General features: G+C 72.9%; 17 protein-coding genes. 9 read left to right on the forward strand and 8 right to left on the reverse strand.

Going from position 1 to position 18830, the window contains the following annotated elements:
- Positions 1–8: 8 nt before the first annotated feature.
- A complete protein-coding gene (gene purE / locus ACA511_RS07520) occupies positions 9–476 on the forward strand; it encodes a 5-(carboxyamino)imidazole ribonucleotide mutase (RefSeq protein WP_375024700.1) in 468 nt (155 codons plus the stop codon).
- 17 nt (positions 477–493) lie between these two features.
- On the opposite strand, the gene ACA511_RS07525 is transcribed toward purE, so the two are convergent.
- Positions 494–907, reverse strand: a complete 414-nt coding sequence (locus tag ACA511_RS07525; RefSeq protein WP_375023320.1) for a CoA-binding protein — start codon at positions 905–907, stop codon at positions 494–496.
- A 56-nt stretch (positions 908–963) separates the two neighbouring features.
- Positions 964–2298 (reverse strand): UDP-glucose dehydrogenase family protein, encoded by a 1335-nt coding sequence (locus ACA511_RS07530; protein WP_375023321.1) that lies wholly within the window; start codon positions 2296–2298, stop codon positions 964–966.
- A 114-nt stretch (positions 2299–2412) separates the two neighbouring features.
- Here ACA511_RS07530 and ACA511_RS07535 point away from each other — a divergent pair, with 114 nt between their 5' ends.
- Positions 2413–3582, forward strand: coding sequence for an acyl-CoA dehydrogenase family protein (locus tag ACA511_RS07535; RefSeq protein WP_375023322.1), 1170 nt, complete (start codon positions 2413–2415; stop codon positions 3580–3582).
- A gap of 157 nt (positions 3583–3739) precedes the next feature.
- On the opposite strand, the gene ACA511_RS07540 is transcribed toward ACA511_RS07535, so the two are convergent.
- Positions 3740–4384 carry a methyltransferase domain-containing protein gene (locus tag ACA511_RS07540; protein ID WP_375023323.1) on the reverse strand — a complete coding sequence of 215 codons (645 nt, stop codon included), beginning with the start codon at positions 4382–4384 and terminating at the stop codon, positions 3740–3742.
- A 62-nt stretch (positions 4385–4446) separates the two neighbouring features.
- Between ACA511_RS07540 and ACA511_RS07545 the strand changes: the two genes are divergently transcribed.
- The 4 genes from ACA511_RS07545 (at position 4447) to ACA511_RS07560 (ending at position 10986) form a co-directional block, all read left to right on the forward strand.
- Complete coding sequence (locus ACA511_RS07545) at positions 4447–5115, forward strand: TetR/AcrR family transcriptional regulator (RefSeq protein ID WP_375023325.1); 669 nt, start codon at positions 4447–4449, stop codon at positions 5113–5115.
- Positions 5116–5178: 63 nt separating this feature from the next.
- Positions 5179–5919 carry a DeoR/GlpR family DNA-binding transcription regulator gene (locus ACA511_RS07550; protein WP_375023327.1) on the forward strand — a complete coding sequence of 247 codons (741 nt, stop codon included), beginning with the start codon at positions 5179–5181 and terminating at the stop codon, positions 5917–5919.
- Positions 5912–7135, forward strand: a complete 1224-nt coding sequence (locus ACA511_RS07555) for an MFS transporter (protein ID WP_375023328.1) — start codon at positions 5912–5914, stop codon at positions 7133–7135. The genes ACA511_RS07550 and ACA511_RS07555 overlap by 8 nt, the downstream gene beginning before the upstream one ends.
- 203 nt (positions 7136–7338) lie before the next feature.
- Positions 7339–10986, forward strand: a complete 3648-nt coding sequence (locus ACA511_RS07560) for a protein kinase (protein ID WP_375023329.1) — start codon at positions 7339–7341, stop codon at positions 10984–10986.
- A gap of 46 nt (positions 10987–11032) precedes the next feature.
- Here ACA511_RS07560 and ACA511_RS07565 read toward each other — a convergent pair whose 3' ends face one another.
- From ACA511_RS07565 to ACA511_RS07575, 3 genes are all read right to left on the reverse strand, one after another.
- A complete protein-coding gene (locus ACA511_RS07565; protein WP_375023330.1) occupies positions 11033–11584 on the reverse strand; it encodes a hypothetical protein in 552 nt (183 codons plus the stop codon).
- A gap of 75 nt (positions 11585–11659) precedes the next feature.
- Positions 11660–12451 (reverse strand): thioesterase family protein, encoded by a 792-nt coding sequence (locus tag ACA511_RS07570; RefSeq protein ID WP_375023331.1) that lies wholly within the window; start codon positions 12449–12451, stop codon positions 11660–11662.
- Between the two features lie 47 nt (positions 12452–12498).
- Positions 12499–14166 (reverse strand): LCP family protein, encoded by a 1668-nt coding sequence (locus ACA511_RS07575; protein ID WP_375023332.1) that lies wholly within the window; start codon positions 14164–14166, stop codon positions 12499–12501.
- Positions 14167–14407: 241 nt separating this feature from the next.
- Here ACA511_RS07575 and ACA511_RS07580 point away from each other — a divergent pair, with 241 nt between their 5' ends.
- Both ACA511_RS07580 and ACA511_RS07585 read left to right on the forward strand, forming a co-directional pair.
- Positions 14408–15490: a glycosyltransferase family 2 protein gene (locus tag ACA511_RS07580; protein WP_375023333.1), complete on the forward strand. Its 1083-nt coding sequence runs from the start codon at positions 14408–14410 to the stop codon at positions 15488–15490.
- Between the two features lie 104 nt (positions 15491–15594).
- A complete protein-coding gene (locus ACA511_RS07585; protein WP_375023334.1) occupies positions 15595–16341 on the forward strand; it encodes a hypothetical protein in 747 nt (248 codons plus the stop codon).
- 16 nt (positions 16342–16357) lie between these two features.
- Here the strand turns inward: ACA511_RS07585 and ACA511_RS07590 are convergent, their stop codons facing one another.
- Together ACA511_RS07590 and ispD are read right to left on the reverse strand one after the other, a co-directional pair.
- Positions 16358–17107, reverse strand: a complete 750-nt coding sequence (locus ACA511_RS07590) for a glycerophosphodiester phosphodiesterase (protein ID WP_375023335.1) — start codon at positions 17105–17107, stop codon at positions 16358–16360.
- The gene (gene ispD, locus ACA511_RS07595; protein ID WP_375023336.1) at positions 17104–17805 is read right to left on the reverse strand and encodes a 2-C-methyl-D-erythritol 4-phosphate cytidylyltransferase; all 702 of its coding nucleotides are present in this window, start codon (positions 17803–17805) and stop codon (positions 17104–17106) included. The genes ACA511_RS07590 and ispD overlap by 4 nt, the downstream gene beginning before the upstream one ends.
- 268 nt (positions 17806–18073) lie before the next feature.
- Here ispD and ACA511_RS07600 point away from each other — a divergent pair, with 268 nt between their 5' ends.
- A complete protein-coding gene (locus ACA511_RS07600; RefSeq protein ID WP_375023337.1) occupies positions 18074–18805 on the forward strand; it encodes a sugar phosphate nucleotidyltransferase in 732 nt (243 codons plus the stop codon).
- Positions 18806–18830 lie beyond the last annotated feature (25 nt).

Genomic DNA, 18830 nt, shown 5'->3' on the forward strand with positions numbered 1-18830 from the left:
GCGTGGTGATGGGCAGCGACTCGGACTGGCCCGTCATGGAGGGCGCCGCGCAGGCGCTGGCCGAGTTCGGCGTCCCGTACGAGGCCGACGTCGTGTCCGCGCACCGCATGCCGCACGACATGATCGCCTACGGGGAGAGCGCGGCGGTCCGCGGCCTGCGCGTGATCATCGCGGGCGCGGGCGGCGCCGCGCACCTGCCCGGCATGCTCGCGTCGGTGACGCCGCTGCCGGTGATCGGGGTGCCCGTCCCGCTGAAGTACCTCGACGGCATGGACTCGCTGCTCTCGATCGTCCAGATGCCCGCCGGCGTCCCGGTCGCGACGGTCGCGGTCGGCGCGGCCCGCAACGCCGGGCTGCTGGCCGTGCGCATCCTCGCCGCGTCCGACGACGCGCTGCGGGCCAAGATGTCGGTCTTCCAGCAGGACCTCTACGGCCAGGCGAAGGCGAAGGGCGCGCGGCTCCGCGAGAAGCTCTAGCGGTTCCGCGAGAAGCTCTAGCGGCGCCGGGCCCACTCGACGGCGGGGCAGCGGTCCATGACGACGTCGAGCCCGGCGTCCCGGGCGCGCCGGGCCGCCGCCTCGTCGATCACCTGGAGCGGCAGCCACACGGCCTTCGCGCCGGCCGCGATCGCCTCGTCCACGGCCTGCCCGGCGTGCTCGGCGCGCCGGTAGACGCCCACCACGTCCACCGTGACCGGGACGTCGGCGAGCGAGGCGTACCCCTGCTCGCCGAGCACCTCCTCGGCCGCCGGGTGGACGGGGACGATCCGCTTCCCGCGCTGCTGCATCAGCCGGGCCTGGTTGTACACCTCGCGCTGCGGGTTGCCCGCCAGCCCGACGAACGCCCACGTCCCGGATTCGCTCAGCAGCCGCCGGATCACGTCCTGGTCGGCGAATTCGTCACCCATGCCATGGTCAACAGCTCCCGCGGTCCGTTGCTTCCCGGCGGCCGGCCATCCGGGGATCAGGGACGTCCGAGGGCCCGGTAGTTCCAGCCTGCGGCGCGCCACAGCTCGGGGTCGAGGGCGTTGCGGCCGTCCACGATGTTGCGCTCGGCGACGACCTCGGCGAGCGAGGACGGGGCCATGTCCCGGAACTCGGCCCACTCGGTCAGCAGCAGCACGACGTGCGCGTCGCGGGCCGCGGACAGGGCCGAGTCGCCGTACTCCAGGGTCGGCTGGGCGCGGCGCGCGTTCCCCATGGCCTGCGGGTCGTACACGGTCACCTTGGCGCCCTGGCCCCGGATGGACGCCGCCACGTCCAGCGCGGGGGAGTCGCGGACGTCGTCGGAGTTCGGCTTGAACGCGGCGCCGAGGACGCCGACCGTCCGCCCGGCGAACGAGCCGCCGAGCAGCTGCCGGGCGAGGTCCACCATCCGGATCCGCCGCCGGATGTTGATCTCGTCGACCTCGCGCAGGAACGTCAGCGCCTGGTCGGCGCCCAGCTCGCCGGCCCGCGCCATGAACGCCCGGATGTCCTTGGGCAGGCAGCCGCCGCCGAACCCGAGCCCGGGGCCGAGGAACTTGCCGCCGATCCGGTCGTCGTAGGACAGCGCCTCGGAGAGCTTCGTCACATCGGCGTGCGCGGCCTCGCAGACCTCCGCCATCGCGTTGATGAACGAGATCTTGGTGGCGAGGAAGGCGTTGGCCGACACCTTCACGAGCTCCGCGGTCGGGAAGTCGGCGGTGATGAACGGGGTCCCCTCGGCGAGCATCGCCCGGTAGACCTCGCGGAGCACCTTCTCGGCGTGCTCGGCGGCGCCCTGCTCGGTGGGCAGCCCGGCCACGATCCGGTCGGGGTGCAGGGTGTCCTGGACGGCGAACCCCTCGCGCAGGAACTCGGGGTTCCACGCGAGGACGGCGTCGCCGCCGACCGGCGCGACCCGGGCGAGGGTCTCGGCGAGCCGCGCGGCCGTCCCGACCGGCACGGTCGACTTGCCCACGATCAGGCAGGGCCGGTGCAGCAGCGGCGCCAGCGTCGCGATCGCCGTGTCGACATAGCGGAGGTCGGCCGCGTACTCCCCGGACTTCTGCGGCGTCCCGACGCACAGGAAGTGGACGTCGCCGAACTCCGCGGCCTCCTCGTAGGACGTGGTGAACCGCAAACGCCCGGTCTCCAGCCCCCGGCGGAGCACGGGCTCCAGGCCGGGTTCGTAGAACGGCAGGTCGCCGTCCGCGAGCCGCGCGATCCGCGCCGCGTCCACGTCGAGCCCGAGCACCTCGAACCCCAGGTCGGCCATGCAGGCGGCGTGGGTGGCGCCCAGATAGCCCGTTCCGATGACCGTCAGCCGGTAGGTCAAGACCTGCTCCCTTCGATCCGCCGTCGCCGACTAGCGGCCTCTAGTGACACGTGCCCGCTACGGGCGCTCACCTGTCCCGCCCGGCAGCCCTTACTGGCGGGTAGCATCTGCGGCATGAGTTCTGACTTTCCTGCGTATGCGCCGTCGGAGGAGCATGAGCTGCTGCGGCGTACGGTGCGTGAGCTGGCCGATGCCAAGATCGCTCCTTTCGCGGCGGTGGTGGACGAGGAGTCGCGGTTCCCGCAGGAGGCCCTTGATGCGTTGGTGGCCAGTGGTCTGCATGCGGTGCACGTGCCCGAATCGTACGGGGGTGGTGGGGCGGACGCGCTGGCCACGGTGATCGTGATCGAGGAGGTGGCGCGGGCGTGCGGGTCGTCGTCGTTGATTCCGGCGGTGAACAAGCTGGGGACGGTGCCGGTGCTGCTGGCCGGGTCGGAGGAGCTCAAGCGCAGGTACCTGGGGCCGGTGGCGCGTGGTGAGGGGATGTTCTCGTATGCGTTGTCGGAGGCCGAGGCGGGGTCGGACGCGGCGGCGATGAAGACGCGTGCGGTGCGTGATGGTGATGCGTGGGTGTTGGACGGCGCGAAGATGTGGATCACCAATGCGGGGGTGTCGGAGTTCTACACGGTGATGGCGGTGACCGATCCGGGTGCGGGTGCGCGGGGGATTTCGGCGTTCGTGGTGGAGAAGTCGGATGCGGGGGTGTCGTTCGGTCCCAAGGAGCGCAAGCTCGGGATCAAGGGGTCGCCGACGCGGCAGGTGATCTTGGAGGGTGTGCGGGTTCCCGCCGATCGGATCATCGGTGCGGAGGGGACGGGTTTCAAGACGGCGTTGGCGACGTTGGACCACACGCGGATCACGATCGCGGCGCAGGCGCTGGGGATCGCGCAGGGCGCGTTGGACTTCGCGCTGGGGTATGTGAAGGAGCGCCGCCAGTTCGGTAAGCAGATCGCTGATTTCCAGGGTGTGCAGTTCATGCTGGCGGACATGGCGATGCGCCTGGAGGGTGCCCGGCAGTTGACCTATCACGCGGCGGTCAAGTCGGAGCGGGCGATGCAGGGGGAGAAGGTCGCGGATCTGACGTTCGTGTCGTCGGCGTGCAAGGCGCTGGCCTCGGATGTGGCGATGGATGTGACCACCGACGCCGTCCAGTTGCTGGGGGGTTACGGGTATACGCGTGATTTCCCGGTGGAGCGGATGATGCGCGACGCCAAGATCACGCAGATCTACGAGGGCACCAACCAGATCCAGCGCATGGTCATGGCCCGCCAACTCCTCAAGTAGGCGCGTCACCCGACCCACGACGGGACGACCCGGGTCGTCCAGCAGGGCCGGATGCGCCCGCGCGCGCCCGGCGCCGAGAAGCTCGTGCCCTGGACGGCGACCTTCTCCCCACCGCGTACTGCCTTCCGCATCCCGGCCGACGGCCCCACCCGGCTGCCTAGGCGTTGCGGCGCAGCGTGAACCAGAAGGTGGGCACCGGGTTCGTGCCGGGCGTGGTGTCGACCAGCTCCCAGCCGGCGAACCTGGCGCGCAGCTCGTCGGCGGTGACGCCCGATATCGGGTCGTCGAACGCCTCGGGGCCGTACCCGAACATCAGCAGCCGCGCGCCGGGGGCGGCGCGGTGGGTGAGCCCGGCGGCGTAGGCGTCGCGGCGGTGCGGCGGGATGCCGCAAAAGCAGCTCAGGTCGAAGAACAGGTCGTAGGGGCCGGGGACGTCCAGGTCATCGAGCCGGGTGGCGTCCCCGCAGAGCAGCCGCACCGCCGTTCCCGCCGCCGCGGCCTTGGCCCGGGCCTGCTCGACCGCCCGGTCGATCAGATCGATGGCGACGACGTCCCAGCCATGCTTGGCCAGGTAGGCGGCGTTGGTCCCGGTGCCGCAGCCGAGTTCGAGGGCGCGGCCGGGCGGCAGCGCGCCGCGCCCCTCCACCAGGGCGACCAGCTCGGGCGGCGTCACCTCGGTGTCCCACGGCGGCTTCCCGGCGCGGTAGTAGTCCTCCAGTTCGCGGCGGGCGGCCTGCTCCTGGTCGCGCTCCGTACGGATCCGGTCCGCGTCCGGACGTTGAGCGGTGTTCGGCTGGTCCATCGTTCCCTCCAGAGAATTTAGAGTTCAACTCTAGTGATGAACTCTAGATATAGACTCGCGGCATGGACATCGTCAAGCGGCCGGACAAGCGGGCCGAGCGCTCACGCCGCACCCGCGAGAAAGTGATCCAGGCGGCGCGGGAGCTGTTCCTGGCGCAGGGCTACGGGGCGACGAGCCTGCAAGAGGTCGCCGACCGGGCGGGCGTGGCCGTCCAGACGATCTACTTCGTCTTCGGCAACAAGCGCACGCTGTTCAAGGACGTCGTCGACACGTCCATCGCCGGTGACACCGAACCGGTGGCCACCATGGACCGTGAATGGTTCCGCGCCGCATGCGCCGCGCCCACCGCGGCCGGCCAGCTGCGCGCCCACGTCCGCGGTACCCGCGAGATCCTGGCCCGGGTGGCCCCGATCATGCCGCTGATCGAGGCCGCCGCTGCCACCGATCCGCAGATCGCCGCGCAATGGCCCGACGGCCCCGACCCGCGCTACACCGTCCACCAGGCCGCGGCCCGGGCGCTGGCGGGCAAGCCCGGCGCCCGTCCGGACGTCTCCGCCGCGATGGCCGCCGACCTGCTGTTCGGGCTGCTCAGCCCGCAGCTGTACCTGCTCTTCGTCCAAGACCGCGGCTGGTCGCCGGACCAGTGGGAAGAGTGGACCCACACCACCCTGTCCGCCCAACTCTGCACCGCCGCCGGGGACGAGGCGCTCGGCGGGGGTGGTTCGGTGTAGCTGGACGTTTTGACTTTCTCACACGTTCCATGTTCGATCGAGCGTATGGAGAGTTCGGAGCGGGTGGCTGCGCTCATTGAGCGATTGCGGACCACCGAGCACGTCACGGTGGTCGAGTTGGCCGGGGAGACCGGGGCGTCCGAGATGACGATCCGGCGGGACCTCGACCAGCTCGCCGAGCGCGGGGTGCTGCGGCGGGTGCGGGGCGGCGCGGTGAGCCTGCTGCTGCGGGGCGAGGCGATGCCCTTCGCCGTCCGCGAGCAGGAGGCGGCCGACGCCAAGGAGCGGATCGCCGCCGCGGTGGACGGCCTGCTCACCGACGGGGAGGCCGTCATCCTGGACGGCGGCACCACCACGCTCACCGTCGCCCGCGCGATCGCCGGGCGGCGGCTCACCGTCGTCCCGCTCGACCTGCACGCGGCGAACGCGCTCAGCGGCGCCCCGCAGGTGCGGCTGCTGGTCCCGGGCGGGCGGACCGCGCCGGGGGCGCTGGCGTTCACCGGGCCGCTGACCGAGGCGGCGCTGGCCTCGCTGCGCGTCGACACCGCCGTGCTCGGGGTGTGCGGGCTGTCGGCCGAGCACGGGCTCACCGCCCACGAACTCGACGAGGTCCCGGTCAAGCGGGCCGCGATCGCGTCGGCCCGGCGCGTCGTCGCCGTGTGCGACGGGGCCAAGTTCGGACGCACCGGCCTCGGGCTCGTCTGCCCCGTCACCACGCTCGACATGGTGGTGACCGACCGGTCCGCGCCCGCGGCCGCCGTGTCGCGCCTCCGCGAGGCCGGGGTGGACGTGCGCCTTGTCTGATCCGCGCAGGTCGTTGCGGGCGGGCCGGATCGCCACCTTCGGCTACTTCGGGCTGAACGGCTTCCTGCTGGGGATGTGGATCGTCCACATCCCGGTCATCGAGGACCGGACCGGGATCAGCCACGCCGTCCTCGGCTGGCTCCTGCTGCTGCTCGGCGCCGGAGCCGTCGCGGGGATGCAGATCGGCGGGCCCCTCGCCGACCGCGCCGGGGCCCGCGTCGTCGTGCCGCTCGGCGCGGCACTGTGCAGCGCCGCCGTGGCCCTGCCGGGCCTGGCCGCGAACGCGTGGACGCTGGGCGGCGCGCTGCTGGCGCTCGGGATCGGCAACGGCGTCTTGGACGTCGCCATGAACGCCAACGCCGTCCAGGTGGAACGCGGCTACCGGCGGCCGGTCATGTCCGCCTTCCACGCGACCTTCTCCCTCGGGGGCGTCCTCGCCGCGCTGACCGGCGCCCGTACCCTGAGCTGGGGATGGAGCCCGGCGGCGACGCTGGGCGCGGTGGCGCTGGCCGGTGTCGCCGTGGCGGCGCTGGCGGCCCCCGCCCTGCTGCGCCGCGACGCGCTCCGCGACGCCGCCGCCCCCGCCCCCGCCGCCGGACGACGGGCCAGAACACCCCGGCGCATCTGGATGCTCGCCGTCCTCGCGCTGATGGTCATGCTGTGCGAGGGCGTGGCCAACGACTGGAGCGCCCTCCACCTGCGCGACGTCCTGGACGCGTCCGCCGCCACCGCCGCCCTCGCCTACGGGGCCTTCGCCACCGCGATGACCACCGGCCGCCTGGTGGCCGACCGGGTGGCCGCGCGTTTCGGCTCGATGGCCGTCCTCCGCTACGGCGCCGCGACGGCCGCGCTCGGCGGGACGGTCGCGGCGCTGTCCCCCTGGATCCCGGCGGCGCTGATCGGCTGGGCGGTGTTCGGCGCCGGGCTCTCCGGCTGCGTCCCGCAGCTGTTCAGCGCCGCGGGCCACCACGACCGCGACGCCGTGGGCGCCAACGTCTCCCGCGTGGCCGGACTCGGCTACCTCGGCATGCTCGCCGGCCCCGCCGTGATCGGCCCCCTGACCCATGCGATGCCGCTGAACCTCACGTTCTTCCTGCCCGTGGCGCTCTGCATCGTCGCCGCCTCCGCAGCGGGCATCCTGCGCTCGGACCCGGAATCGCCCGTGCCGGCGACCCGGAACCCGGCGGATCTCAGCTCGGCGGACGGCCGCGGGTGAGGATCAGGCCGGCGGCGCGGGCGAGGATCTCCGCCGGGGTGCGGCCCTCGCGGTCACCCGCGAGACCACCTGGCCGTACACATCCGACATCTGGGGCGAACTTCTCCGGGGGCCGGTAGCGTCACACGGTTGGTGATCAACTTCTGCTCACCGTGACGGGACGCCGTCCGGCCGCCGGGCGACGCGAGGGATGGAGTGGTCGGATGCCGGAACCGCTGGAGCCCGGGGATCCCGAGCGGATAGGGGAGTTCTGGCTTTCCGGGCGGCTGGGCGCCGGCGGGCAGGGCGTCGTCTACGACGCCTACGCGCCCGACGGCTCCCGGGTGGCGGTCAAGGTGCTGCACGGGGCGCAGGAGTCGCCCAAGGAGTTGCGGGCGATGGCGGCCGAGGCGCGGGCGGCGCAGCGGGTCGCCTCGTTCTGCACGGCGAAGATCTTGCAGGTGCGGCTGGAGCCGCCGCGTCCCTACATCGTCAGCGAGTACATCGACGGGCTGAACCTGCAAGCGGTGGTGCGCGGGGCCGGTGACCGGGAGGGACGGCTGTTCTCCGGTGACGCCCTGCACCGGCTGGGCGTCGGGATCGCGACCGCGCTGACCGCCATCCACCGGGCCAAGGTCGTCCACCGGGACCTGAAGCCGGGCAACGTCCTGCTCGGCCCGGACGGGCCCCGGTTGATCGACTTCGGTGTCGCGCAGGTCCTGGACACCCGCTCGGCCGAGGCGGGGGCCTTCGCCGGAACCCTCCCGTACATGGCCCCGGAGGTGTATGCGGGACGGCAGGCCGGGGCGGAGGCCGACGTGTTCGCCTGGGGCGCGATCATGGTGTTCGCCGCGACCGGGAAGCACGCGTTCAAGGGTCTGACGCTGCCCGAGATCGCGCACCGCGTCCGCACGCACGAGCCCGATCTGAGCGTGCTGCCCGAGTCGCTGCGCCCGCTGGCCGGCGCCGCGCTGGCCAAGGACCCGATGGCGCGGCCGTCCGCGTCGGAGATCCTCGCCGCGCTGACCGGGGACCCCCGCGACGGCGCCGACCTGGTCGCGGCGGGCGCCGCGCAGGCGGGGCTGCACGCCCGCTGGGAGCCGGGCGACCCGGCTTTGGGCAAGGTCGCCGAGGACGCCTACACGGCCCTGCCGCCCGAGGTGCAGAGGCTCGTTCCCGAAGTGTTCCTGCGGTTCGTGGTGCCGGGTGAGGACGGGAACCTGACCACGCGCCCCATCCCGTCCGACGAGCTGTTCGACCGCCAGGACGATGCCGAGGCCCAGGCGCTGCGCCATGTCGTCCAGGCATTCGGGCCTTTGCTGTTCGTGACCGGCGGCCAGTTCGTGCTGACCCGCCCGGCCTTGCTGCGGGCCTGGCCGAGGCTGCGGGGCTGGCTCGAAACCGAACGCGACGGGCTGCGGACGCATCACCGCATCCGCCAGGCCGCCCGGACCTGGGCCGAGCACGGCCGCCGCCGCGCCGACGTCCTGTCCGGCGCGCATCTGGACGAGGCCGTGCGCTGGGCGACCTCGGGCGCCCGGCGGCCGGCGCTGAGCCGGCTCGAACGCGGCCTGATGGACGCCAGCGCCCGTGCCCGGTACGCCCACAAGCGCCGCAACCGCGGGATCGCGGGGGCCCTGGCGGTCGCCGCGGTGGTGGCCCTGGGCGCCACGGGGTGGGCGGTCAAGGCGCAGCGGAGCGAGGCCGAGAAACGCGACATCACCGCGTCGAAGAACCTCGCGGACCAGAGCCGGCAGTTCGCGGGCACCCCCGAGACGGCGGCGCTGCTGGCCGTCGCCGCGCAGCGCGTCCACGAGACGCCGGAGAGCCGCGCCGCGCTGCTCGACGTCGTGACCCGGTCCGGACGGGGCACGGTCACCGGGTACCGGCCCAACCCGGTCACCGTGGCGGCGGGCGGCGGGCGGCTCGCGTTCGGCAACGACGACGGCACGGTCGCGATCTGGGACCAGAAGACCCGAAAGCAGGACGGCGCGCCGCTCCGGCTACTGGAGGACTCCAAGTACAAAAGCGACCTCGTGCTCTCCGTGGCGCTGAGCCCCGACGGCGGCGTACTGGCCGCCGCCGGGAGCCGAAGCAGGTCCCCGTCGCCCCAGAGCACCGACGGGGCGGGCAGGGTCAGGCTGTGGGACCTGAACAAGGGGAAGCCGCTGGGCGATCTGCCCGTCCCCCACTCCTCCTCGGTCACGTTCTCCCCGGACGGCAAGACCGTGGCCGTCGTCGGGTCGGACGGAGTCGGCGTCTGGGACGTGAAGGACCGGCACCGCCGGCGCCTCGTGCCCCTCCCGCCTTCGTTCTCCTACATGCCCAACTCCTACATCGAGAACACCGCGGTGGTCAGCGCGGACGCCGGCACCGCGGCCTTCGGCCAGGGGGACACGCTGGAGACCTGGGATCTGGCCGACGGACGGCGGCGGGCAGCCATATCCACCCCGGTCGACGAGGTGGCGCTCAGCCGCGACGGAAGGATCGCGGCGACACGGCACGGCAAGAACATGCGGCTCTGGGACGCCGGGAGCGGCCGGGCACTCGGCACGCCCTTCAAGGCGGAGTCGGATTTCTCGGAGCATCCGTTGTTCACGCCCGACGGGAAGACCCTGCTCATCGGCACGGACATGTGGGACGTGGCGACGGGCACACGCGCGGGCGCCATCGGCGGCGCCGGCGGAGACACGATCCTCGCGGGGGCCTTCACCGATGACCGGACGCTGGCCACCGTCAGCGGCGCCGACGACCAGTCCGGGAGGAAGAACGCCGTGCGGATGTGGGACTTGAACGTCCATCAGCCGCGCCCCGGGCCCCTCGTCCTTTCGAAGGGGCCCTCCCCGATCAGGACCATCGAGATGAGCGCCGACGGGGGGTCCCTGACCTCGTCGCTGAGCGTCGGGGACGCCGGCAGCGCCTACGCGTCGTGGAGCACCACGAGCGGCGGACGCGTCACCGGCCCCGTCGGCGCGCCTCCGAAGGTCACCGACTCGGCCGCGACCTCGATGGCCGTGGCCGCCGAGGGGAAGAGCATCGCCTTCGGGAACGCCTACGGCGAGATCTCCGTGTGGTCGGGGGGCCGCTGGACACAGCTCTTCGAGGGCGGGCCCGAGGCGGCGATCGCGGCGATGGCGTTCAGCCCGGACGGCCGCTACCTCGCCACCGGCGGCGGCGAGCAGGGCCAGATGGAGGTGACCGCCTTCGACGGCAAGGTGCAATTGTGGGACGCCAGGACGGGCCGCCTGATCGCGCTCGCCGCCGACACGTCCCAGGAGGTGAGGTCGCTCGCGTTCAGCAGGGACGGCGGCAAGCTGGCGGCCGGCGTGGGCGGGTCGGTGTATCTCTGGGACATCGAGAGGAACCGCAGGCTCGGTGTGCTCGACGACCCCTCCGGCACCGTCACCGCCCTCGCCTTCAGCCCGGACGGCGGGACGCTCGCCACCGGCGCGACCGGGGCGATCAGGCTCTGGGACGTCCGCAGCCGGCAGCAGCGCGGCGCCCCCCTCGCCGGCCACCGGGGCGGGGTCGAGTCCCTCGCCTTCGACGCCTCCGGCTCGTTGCTCGTCAGCGGCGGCGGTTTCGACGACAACACCGCCCTGCTCTGGGACGTCGCCAGCCACCGCCAGCTGGGCGAGGCCCTCGCCGGGCACACCAACGGGGTGATCGGGGCGTCCTTCGACGACCGGAACCAGACCCTCACGACGGCCGACCACGCCGCCGTCGTCCGCCACTGGAACATCGCCATGCCCGCGAACGCCACCGACACCGCCTGCGCCATCGCCGGCCGCACCCTCACCCGTGCGGAATGGTCCAAGTACGAGCGCACCGGTGTCCCTTACCGGGAAGTCTGCCGGTCCCCGTCCGGCTGAGAGGCGCCGGGGGACGGGCGATGGGCGCCCGTCCCCGGTGCGCGGGTCAGGCGTGGGAGATCTTGAGGTTCATGGTGCCGTCCTTGTTCATGCGCGGGCGGAACGTGATGCCGTTGTAGGTCGCACGCGTGTCGGAGGCCTGGCTCGCGTCGACCGTGCTGATCATCTTGTTGTTCTTGCCGCGGATGGTGAAGGTCACCCGGTTCTCGTCGATGTTGACGCCGATCGGGTCCAGGCCGAACTTCTTGTCGAGCTTGATGGTCTGGCCGTCGCGGATCTTGACGTCGCAGTCGGCGTCCGCGCACTCCTTGAGTTCCGTGTCGCCCTTGGGCTGCGCGGCGGCCTTGGGCTTTGCGTCCGCCTTGGGCTGCGCGTCCGCCTTGGGCTGCGCGTTCGCCTCGGGCTGGGCCTGCGCGGCGGGCGGTGCGTCCGCGGCCGGCGGTGCGTCCTCCGCCGGGAGCGCCTCCGGCGCCTGGACCTGGTCGGTCGGGGACGGCGGCGGGGCCGCGAGCGAGGCGCTCGCGGCGGCGACGCCGGCGGTGAGCGTCAGTGAGACGGCGGCGGTCGTGGTGAGCAGGCCGAGAATCCTGGTCGACATTCGCTGGGCTCCTGATAGGTGACTTCGCTCTGTCACCATGATGGTTACCCAGAGTATTCGATCATGAACATCCCGTCATGATCGTTCGTCCACCAGCATGGTCTGCAGGGCGCGGCCGAACTCGCCCGCGGAGTCCGCGAGGGTGGCCTGGCAGAGCGCGCTGCCGCCGGGGCTCGCGTCCAGGGACGCGGCCATGCACAGCCACTCGCCGACCGGGTCGCGGTGCAGGGCGACGGTCAGGTCGGTGTTGATGATCAGCCATTTGGCGAAGTCGAGCTGGCTGCCGATCCCGGACGCGCTGTCGGCCAGCGTGAGGGCCCGGACGAGGGGCGTGTCCGACTCGCCGGCGACCAGCGGGACGCGGGCGCGCGCCCAGGTCGTCCCAGGGCCGGGCCGTCCGAAGGCGCCGCGCACCGGCCGCCACTCCATCGCGGACAGGTAGCCGTCCAGGTGGACGCCGGGCCATTCGCCGAACGACGCCGCCGAGCCGGGGAGGGGCGGCGGGGCCGGGGCGTGCGAGACCGGGGCCAGCCGCGCCGGGGCCGCCATGATCCGCCACGCGGACGCGCGGACGACCGGCCGCCCCTCGTGGGTGATCTCGCCCTCCAGCAGCGCGATGCGCTTCCCGGGCCGGACGACGCGGACCCGCACGTCGAGCACGGACACGGGCACCGGGCTCAGGATATCGACCGTCACCCGCGCCACCCGGGTGCCGGGGACGGGGTCGTGCCGCTCGAAGGCCCGGCCGATCAGGCCCGACACCGGCCCGCCGTGCTGGAAGTCGGGCGACCAGGGGCCGGCCGTGGCCCGCGCGGCGGCGAACCGCCCGTCCCCGAGCGGCTCGTAGAACGCCTCGTCCTCGCGCATGCGGCTCCCTCCCACGTCCACCAGAACTTTATTCTAGTGGACCGGGATCAGGCGCAGAGCTTGGACGTCGCCGTGCCCGTCTTGATCCCGGGGGACGCCGCCGGCGACGCGCTCGAAGCCACCTTCACCTTCTTCACGCCGTCCCAGTCACCGCCCACCATGACCTGGACGCGCGACCCCAGGGACGGCACCTTCTTCAGCTTGGCGCCCGGGATCGCGGCGGCCAGCGTCTTGGCCGAGTCCTCCCGGCCGGGGCCGTACTGGACCTGCGTCGTCCGCAGGCCGTGCCGCGCCACGCCGGGGACGACGGTCACCTTGAAGCCGAGGTCCCGCAGCTGGCCGCCCGCCTTCGTCGCGAGGCCCCGCGTGCCGATCGCGTTCAGCACGCGGACGGAGATGTCGTCCGGCGGGACGGTCAGCTCGTCCTCGGGCTTCTCCGACGGCGTCGCGCTCGGCTTCGCGGTGTGCTCGGCCAGCGGCTTGTCGCGCCTGATCCGGGTGAACAGGTCGCGCGCCTTGTGCTCGTCCCATTGGACGGTCGACTGGGTCGTCGAGGCGTTCCACAGGACGGCGTTGTAGTCCGGATTGGACAGCGGAACCGTCGCGAACGTGAGGTCGTCGGTCGACAGGCCCTTCATCTGGTCGGCGAGCTTCGGCAGGTTGTCGGCGAGCTTGCCGTCGACGCGCAGCGACTTCAGCGCCGCGTTCAGGAACTTCGTCGACTTCACCGGGTCGCCGAGCGTCTTCGTCGACAGCGCCTGCTTCAGCATCGCCGCCATGAACTGCTGCTGCCGGTCGATGCGGCCGAGGTCGCTGCCGCCGGTCAGCGTGTACCGGGCACGGGCGAACGAGAGCGCCTTCAGGCCGTCCACGTGCGACTTGCCGGCGGGGAGCCGCAGCCCGCTCTTCGGGTCGTCCACGGCCTGCTCGGTGCACACGTCCACGCCGCCGAGCGCGTCGACCATGTGGACGAACCCGAAGAAGTTCACCTCGACGTAGTGGTCGATGGACACGCCCGTCGCCTGCTTGATCGTGCCGACCGCGAGGTCGGGCCCGCCGAACTGGTACGCCCACGTCAGCTTGCCCGGACGGGACGGCACCCGCGCCCCCTTCGCGCCCTCCGACCCGTTCGACTTGTGCGCCGGGATCGTCACGTAGGAGTCGCGCGGCAGGCTGACGACGGACACGCTGTCGTGGTCGCGGGACACGTGCACCAGCAGCATCGTGTCGGAGCGCTCGCCCTCGAAATGCCCGAGCTTGGCCTCCTTCTGCTGCGCCTTCGTCAGCCCCTCGCGCCGGTCGACGCCCGCGACGAGGATCGTCATCGCGCCCTTCGGCGCGTCCTTGCCCTTGCCGAGCCCGTTGACCGACACCTTGTCGATCATGCCGGTGACGTAGTTCTGGAACGCCCACGCGCCGCCGGAGGTGAGCAGCACGAACACCGACATCGTCCCGGTCAGGGTGAGGAAGCGCTTCTGTCGCCGGGCGCTCATCGCGGCGCGCGGGCTCAGCCCCCGGCCGGGACGGCGCGGGCCGCGCGGGCCGTCCACCGGCACCCGCGGGGCGGGCATCCCGTCGATCGTCACGCCCTCGATGCCGGCGTCCCCGTCGTCGCCGGGCGCCGCGTGCGCGCCCGGCCGCGGCCGGAAGTAGCGCTCCAGCGGGTCGGGCTCGGCCGGATGGCCGCCGCGACCCGAGTCGTGCCCGTCTGCCATGCCGGCCGCCGCCTCCCGAAGATCACGTTCTGCCGTGGGTCCCCACCACTCTAAAGTGGGGGACGCCCGTGCGTTCGCTACCTGGAGCTCGTGTCCTTGCAGTAACGTGGCGCCGTCTTGACCACACCCCGGCGGCCCGCACGCGAACCTGGGTGGCGTGGGCCGCGTCAGGCAAGCGAGCAAGAGAGAGGAAGAGGCGCCCGCCTCCGGTCTTCCGGCCGGTGCGCGTCCGCGAGCCCACATGAATTCGTCTCCCCGTGCCCACCGCGCCACGAACCAGGAAACCCAGTACGCCGTGAAGACCCGTCCCGAGCCCGGTGCTCGCACCTGGCCCGCGGTGTCGGTCGTGATGCCGGTCCTCAACGAGCAGCGCCACCTCGCCGAAGCCGTGCGCGGCATCCTGTCCCAGGAGTATCCCGGCGAGCTGGAACTCGTCCTCGCGATCGGGCCGTCCCGCGACCGCACCGAGGAGATCGCCCGGGAGCTCGCCGCCGGGGACCCGCGCGTCCTCGTCGTCGCCAACCCGACCGGGCGCACCCCGCAGGGCCTCAACATCGCGATCAAGGCGTCGCAGTACTCGATCATCGTCCGGGTGGACGGGCACTCGCTGCTGCCCGCCGACTACGTCCGCGCCGCCGTCGAGACGATGGAGGACACCGGCGCCGACAACGTGGGCGGGATCATGGCGGCCGAGGGCGTCACCCCGTTCGAGCAGGCCGTGGCGCGGGCGATGACGTCCAAGCTCGGCGTCGGCAACGCCCGGTTCCACACCGGCGGCGAGGCGGGCGAGGTCGAGACCGTCTACCTCGGGACGTTCCGCCGCAGCGCGCTGGAGCGGGTCGACGGCTACGACGAGACGTTCGTCCGCGCGCAGGACTGGGAGATGAACCACCGCATCCGGGAGACCGGCGGCCGGATCTTCTTCACCCCGCGGATGCGGGTCACCTACCGGCCGCGACCCAACCTGCGGGCGCTCGCCAAGCAGTACTTCCACACCGGGCGCTGGCGGCGCGTCGTCGGGCGCGAGCACCAGGGCACGCTGAACCTGCGCTACCTCGCGCCGCCGATCGCGGTGGTCGCGATGGCGGCGGGCGTGATCGCCGGGGCGCTCGGCTTCTGGCCCGGCTGGATCCTGCCCGGCGGGTACGCCGCCGCGATGATCGCGGGCGCCGCCGTGGAGGGCCGCGGGCTGCCCCTGTCCGCCTGGGTGCGGCTGCCGCTCGTGTTCGCGACGATGCACGTCACCTGGGGTGTCGGGTTCCTGACGAGCCCGCCGCGGCTGGGCCAGCCGGCTCCGGTCAAACCCGGCGAATCCGTCCACTAGCGGGCAGAAGACATATCCACCCCTGAACCGGCGTGCGTTTCCGCACGTCTGAGGGTTAGGTTTGGCGGGATCTTGCCCGTCGACCCGGGCACTGGAGGGTGGACATGTCCAACGGAGCACGCCACGGCCTCGGCGTCGTGGCCGGACTCGTCTTGGCGCCGGTCGTCATGCTGTGCCTGATGTACGGCGTCGGCAAACTGCGCTTCGTCTACAGCATCGGCATCGCGCGGTTCCAGAGCTACCACGGGACGGAGCTGTGGATCGGCCTCGCCGTCCTGACCGTGGCGGCGGTGCTCCTCGGCCTGCTGGCGGGCTCCCGGCTGTCGCCGGTCGCCTCGCTGGTTCCGGGCGCGGTCTACACGGGCATCGGGCTCATCTGGCTGATGTCGCCGCGCTGGGCGATCACCCACCCCGACAACGACGTCCTGCCGAGGGACCTGGAGACCGGCTACGGGATGCTCGGCCCCGTCGGCGTCTTCTTCATTCTCGGCGTGCTGCTCCTGGTGGCGTCGCTGGCCCCGTCGCGGTGGAAGGCCCGGACGCCCGCCGGCGCCGCGCCGCGCTACGGCGCGCCGCCGCCCGCTCCGATGGGCCCGCCGCACATGCAGGGCGCCCCGGCTCCCATGGGCGCGCCCCAGCAGCCGCCCGCGCAGAGCCCGTCGTGGCAGGCCGCGCCCCAGTACGGCGCGCCGCCCGCCCAGCCCGCCGCGGCCAACCCGCCGCCCCTCCCCGCCGGCCCTCCGTCCGCTCCGGCGCCGCCCGCCGCGGAGAACAAGCCGTCCGGCTCCGCCTCGGACGACGACGAGCCCGGCGAGTGGACGCGCATGTACGGCGGCAACCGCCCGAAGTGACCGCGGCCGCGGCGGGTCAGATCGCGGCGAGGACGCCGGGGACGTCGTTGACCACCAGCGCGTCGAACCCGGCCTCCGCGTAGGTCGGCGCCGCCTCGGCCGACGGGCACCAGGCGATCGTCGCCAGGCCAGCCTTGTGCGCCACGTCCACGCAGTGCTCCAGGGGGCGCAGGCGCGTGTCGGGGTGGTCGATGCCGCACGACCCGGTGTGCACGGCGACGGCGTCCAGGCCGAGCCCGGCGGCGGCCGGGACGGCGTGCCACAGCGGGAACCGCAGCCATGTCAGCAGCCCCAGCGGGACGCCCGGCGCCTCCTCCTTCAGGAACGTCAGCAGCGACGGGTCGAACGACGTGACGAGCAGCCGGCGGCGCTCCGCCTCCCGCCTCAGCACCGGGGCGAGGAGCGCGCCGGTGCGGCGGGACGGCTCGTCCAGCGCGTCCTCCAGGACGGTCTTCACGTCCACGTCGACCGCGACGTCCTCCGGCAGCGCCGCGAAGATCTCGGTGAGCCGGGGCAGGCCGCTGGCGGTGGCGGGCAGGTCGATGAGGTGGTCGCCGTCCACCGTCGTCGGGTCGTGCCGCAGGACGAGGTGGTCGTCGGCGGTGCGCGTCACGTCGATCTCGACCCAGGACAGACCGGCCTCGACGGCGGCGAGCAGCGACGGCAGCGTGTTCTCGGCGACGGGCGCCGCGGCGCCGGGCGGGACGAGGTCGCCCGACCCGTAGCCGCGATGACCGATGACCGTGGGGGTGTTCTCGAAAATCAAGGCTCTACCTCGGTGGCGAGATGTTCGGCGACGACGGCGTCGAGGGGCTGGGTCACCTTGAGGTTGCGCTCGCTGCCCGCCACCACCCGGATGGGGACGTCCGGCAGGTAGCGGTGCACGATCCCGCAGTCGTCGGTCGCGCGCAGGGCGGGGTCGGCGAGCGCCAGCTCATAGGCCGTGCGGATGGTGCCGAGCCGGAAGCCCTGCGGGGTCTGGAACCGGCTCAGCGTCTCGCGGGGCGGCATCGAGGCGACCACGCCGTCCTCCACCACCACGATCGTGTCGGACGACGGGACGCCCACGGCGACGGCCTCGCAGCCGTCCAGCGCGCCGAGCACGCGGTCGATGAGGGGGCCGTCGACGAAGGGGCGGGCCGCGTCGTGGAACAGGACGCGGACGTCGTCGGGCCGCCCGTCCAGCACCCGCAGCGCCGCGACCGTCGAGGCGGTCCGGGTGTCGCCGCCCTCGATCACGGCGGCCGTCTTGCGGAACGGCGCGGCGATCGCGGCGGCGTCGCGCAGGTGCCCGGACGCCATCACGACCACGATCTCGCCGATGCCCGGATGCGCGTCGAACGCGCCGATCGCGTGCGCCAGGATGGGCCGCCCGCCGACCTCCATGAGCTGCTTGGGCCGTCCCGCGCCCATGCGCGCGCCGACCCCGCCGGCGAGCACCACCGCAACCGTCCGCGTCGCCATGTCTCCCGATCTCCCGCCAGGTCTCTCCGACCACGCTCAACGTACCGGAAGGCCCCGCGGCGGGGGGCGGACGAAGCGGCTCGCACCGCCCGAGCGCGCCGGATCGAGTATGGTTGCCTCGCCGTGTTGGGGTCCGCGCAGGCGGTGCCGGCACCGCTCCACCACGACGGCATCGTCCGCCCCGCCGAAGGTCCGGCCCGTTCGCGTTCGCCGCGCCGGCCGTCTACCTTGCGGGCACGGATCGGTTCGACCTGAGGAAAGAGGAAGCATGATCGGCATGGTGCTGGCGGCGGGTGCGGGCCGGAGGCTGCGGCCCTACACCGACACCCTCCCCAAGGCCCTGGTCCCGGTGGACGGCGAGACCACCATCCTGGACATCGCCCTCCGCAACCTCGCCGAGGTCGGGCTGACCGACGTCGTCATCGTCGTCGGCTACTGCGCGGGCGCCGTCGAGGAGCGCCAGGCCGCCCTCGAGGAGCGGTACGGCGTGACGATCACGCTGGTCCACAACGACAAGGCCGAGGAGTGGAACAACGCCTACTCCATGTGGCTGGCCCGTGAGCACTTCTCCAAGGGCGTCCTCATGGTCAACGGCGACACGGTCCATCCGGTCGGCGTCGAGAAGACGCTACTGGCGAACCGCGGGCCGGACATCCTCCTGGCAGTGGACGATGTGAAAACTCTCGCCGACGAGGAGATGAAGGTCATCCTCGACGGCGAGGGGCGCCTGAAGACCATCACCAAGCTGATGGACCCCTCGACCGCGGGCGGCGAGTACATCGGCGCCACGCTGATCGAGCCCGCCGCCGCCGAGCCGCTGGCCGCCGCCCTCCAGGCCACCTGGGAGCGCGACCCCGACCTCTACTACGAGGACGGCTACCAGGAGCTGGTGAACCGCGGCGGCCGCATCGGCGTCGCGCCGATCGGCGAGGTCGACTGGGTCGAGGTCGACAACCACGACGACCTGGAGAAGGCCCGGCGGATCGCCAAGGGCTACTGACCCGGCGGCAGCACCGTCGGCGCTC

The organism is Actinomadura sp. GTD37 (genome assembly GCF_041951365.1).
In the GTDB taxonomy this organism is placed as follows: domain Bacteria; phylum Actinomycetota; class Actinomycetes; order Streptosporangiales; family Streptosporangiaceae; genus Spirillospora.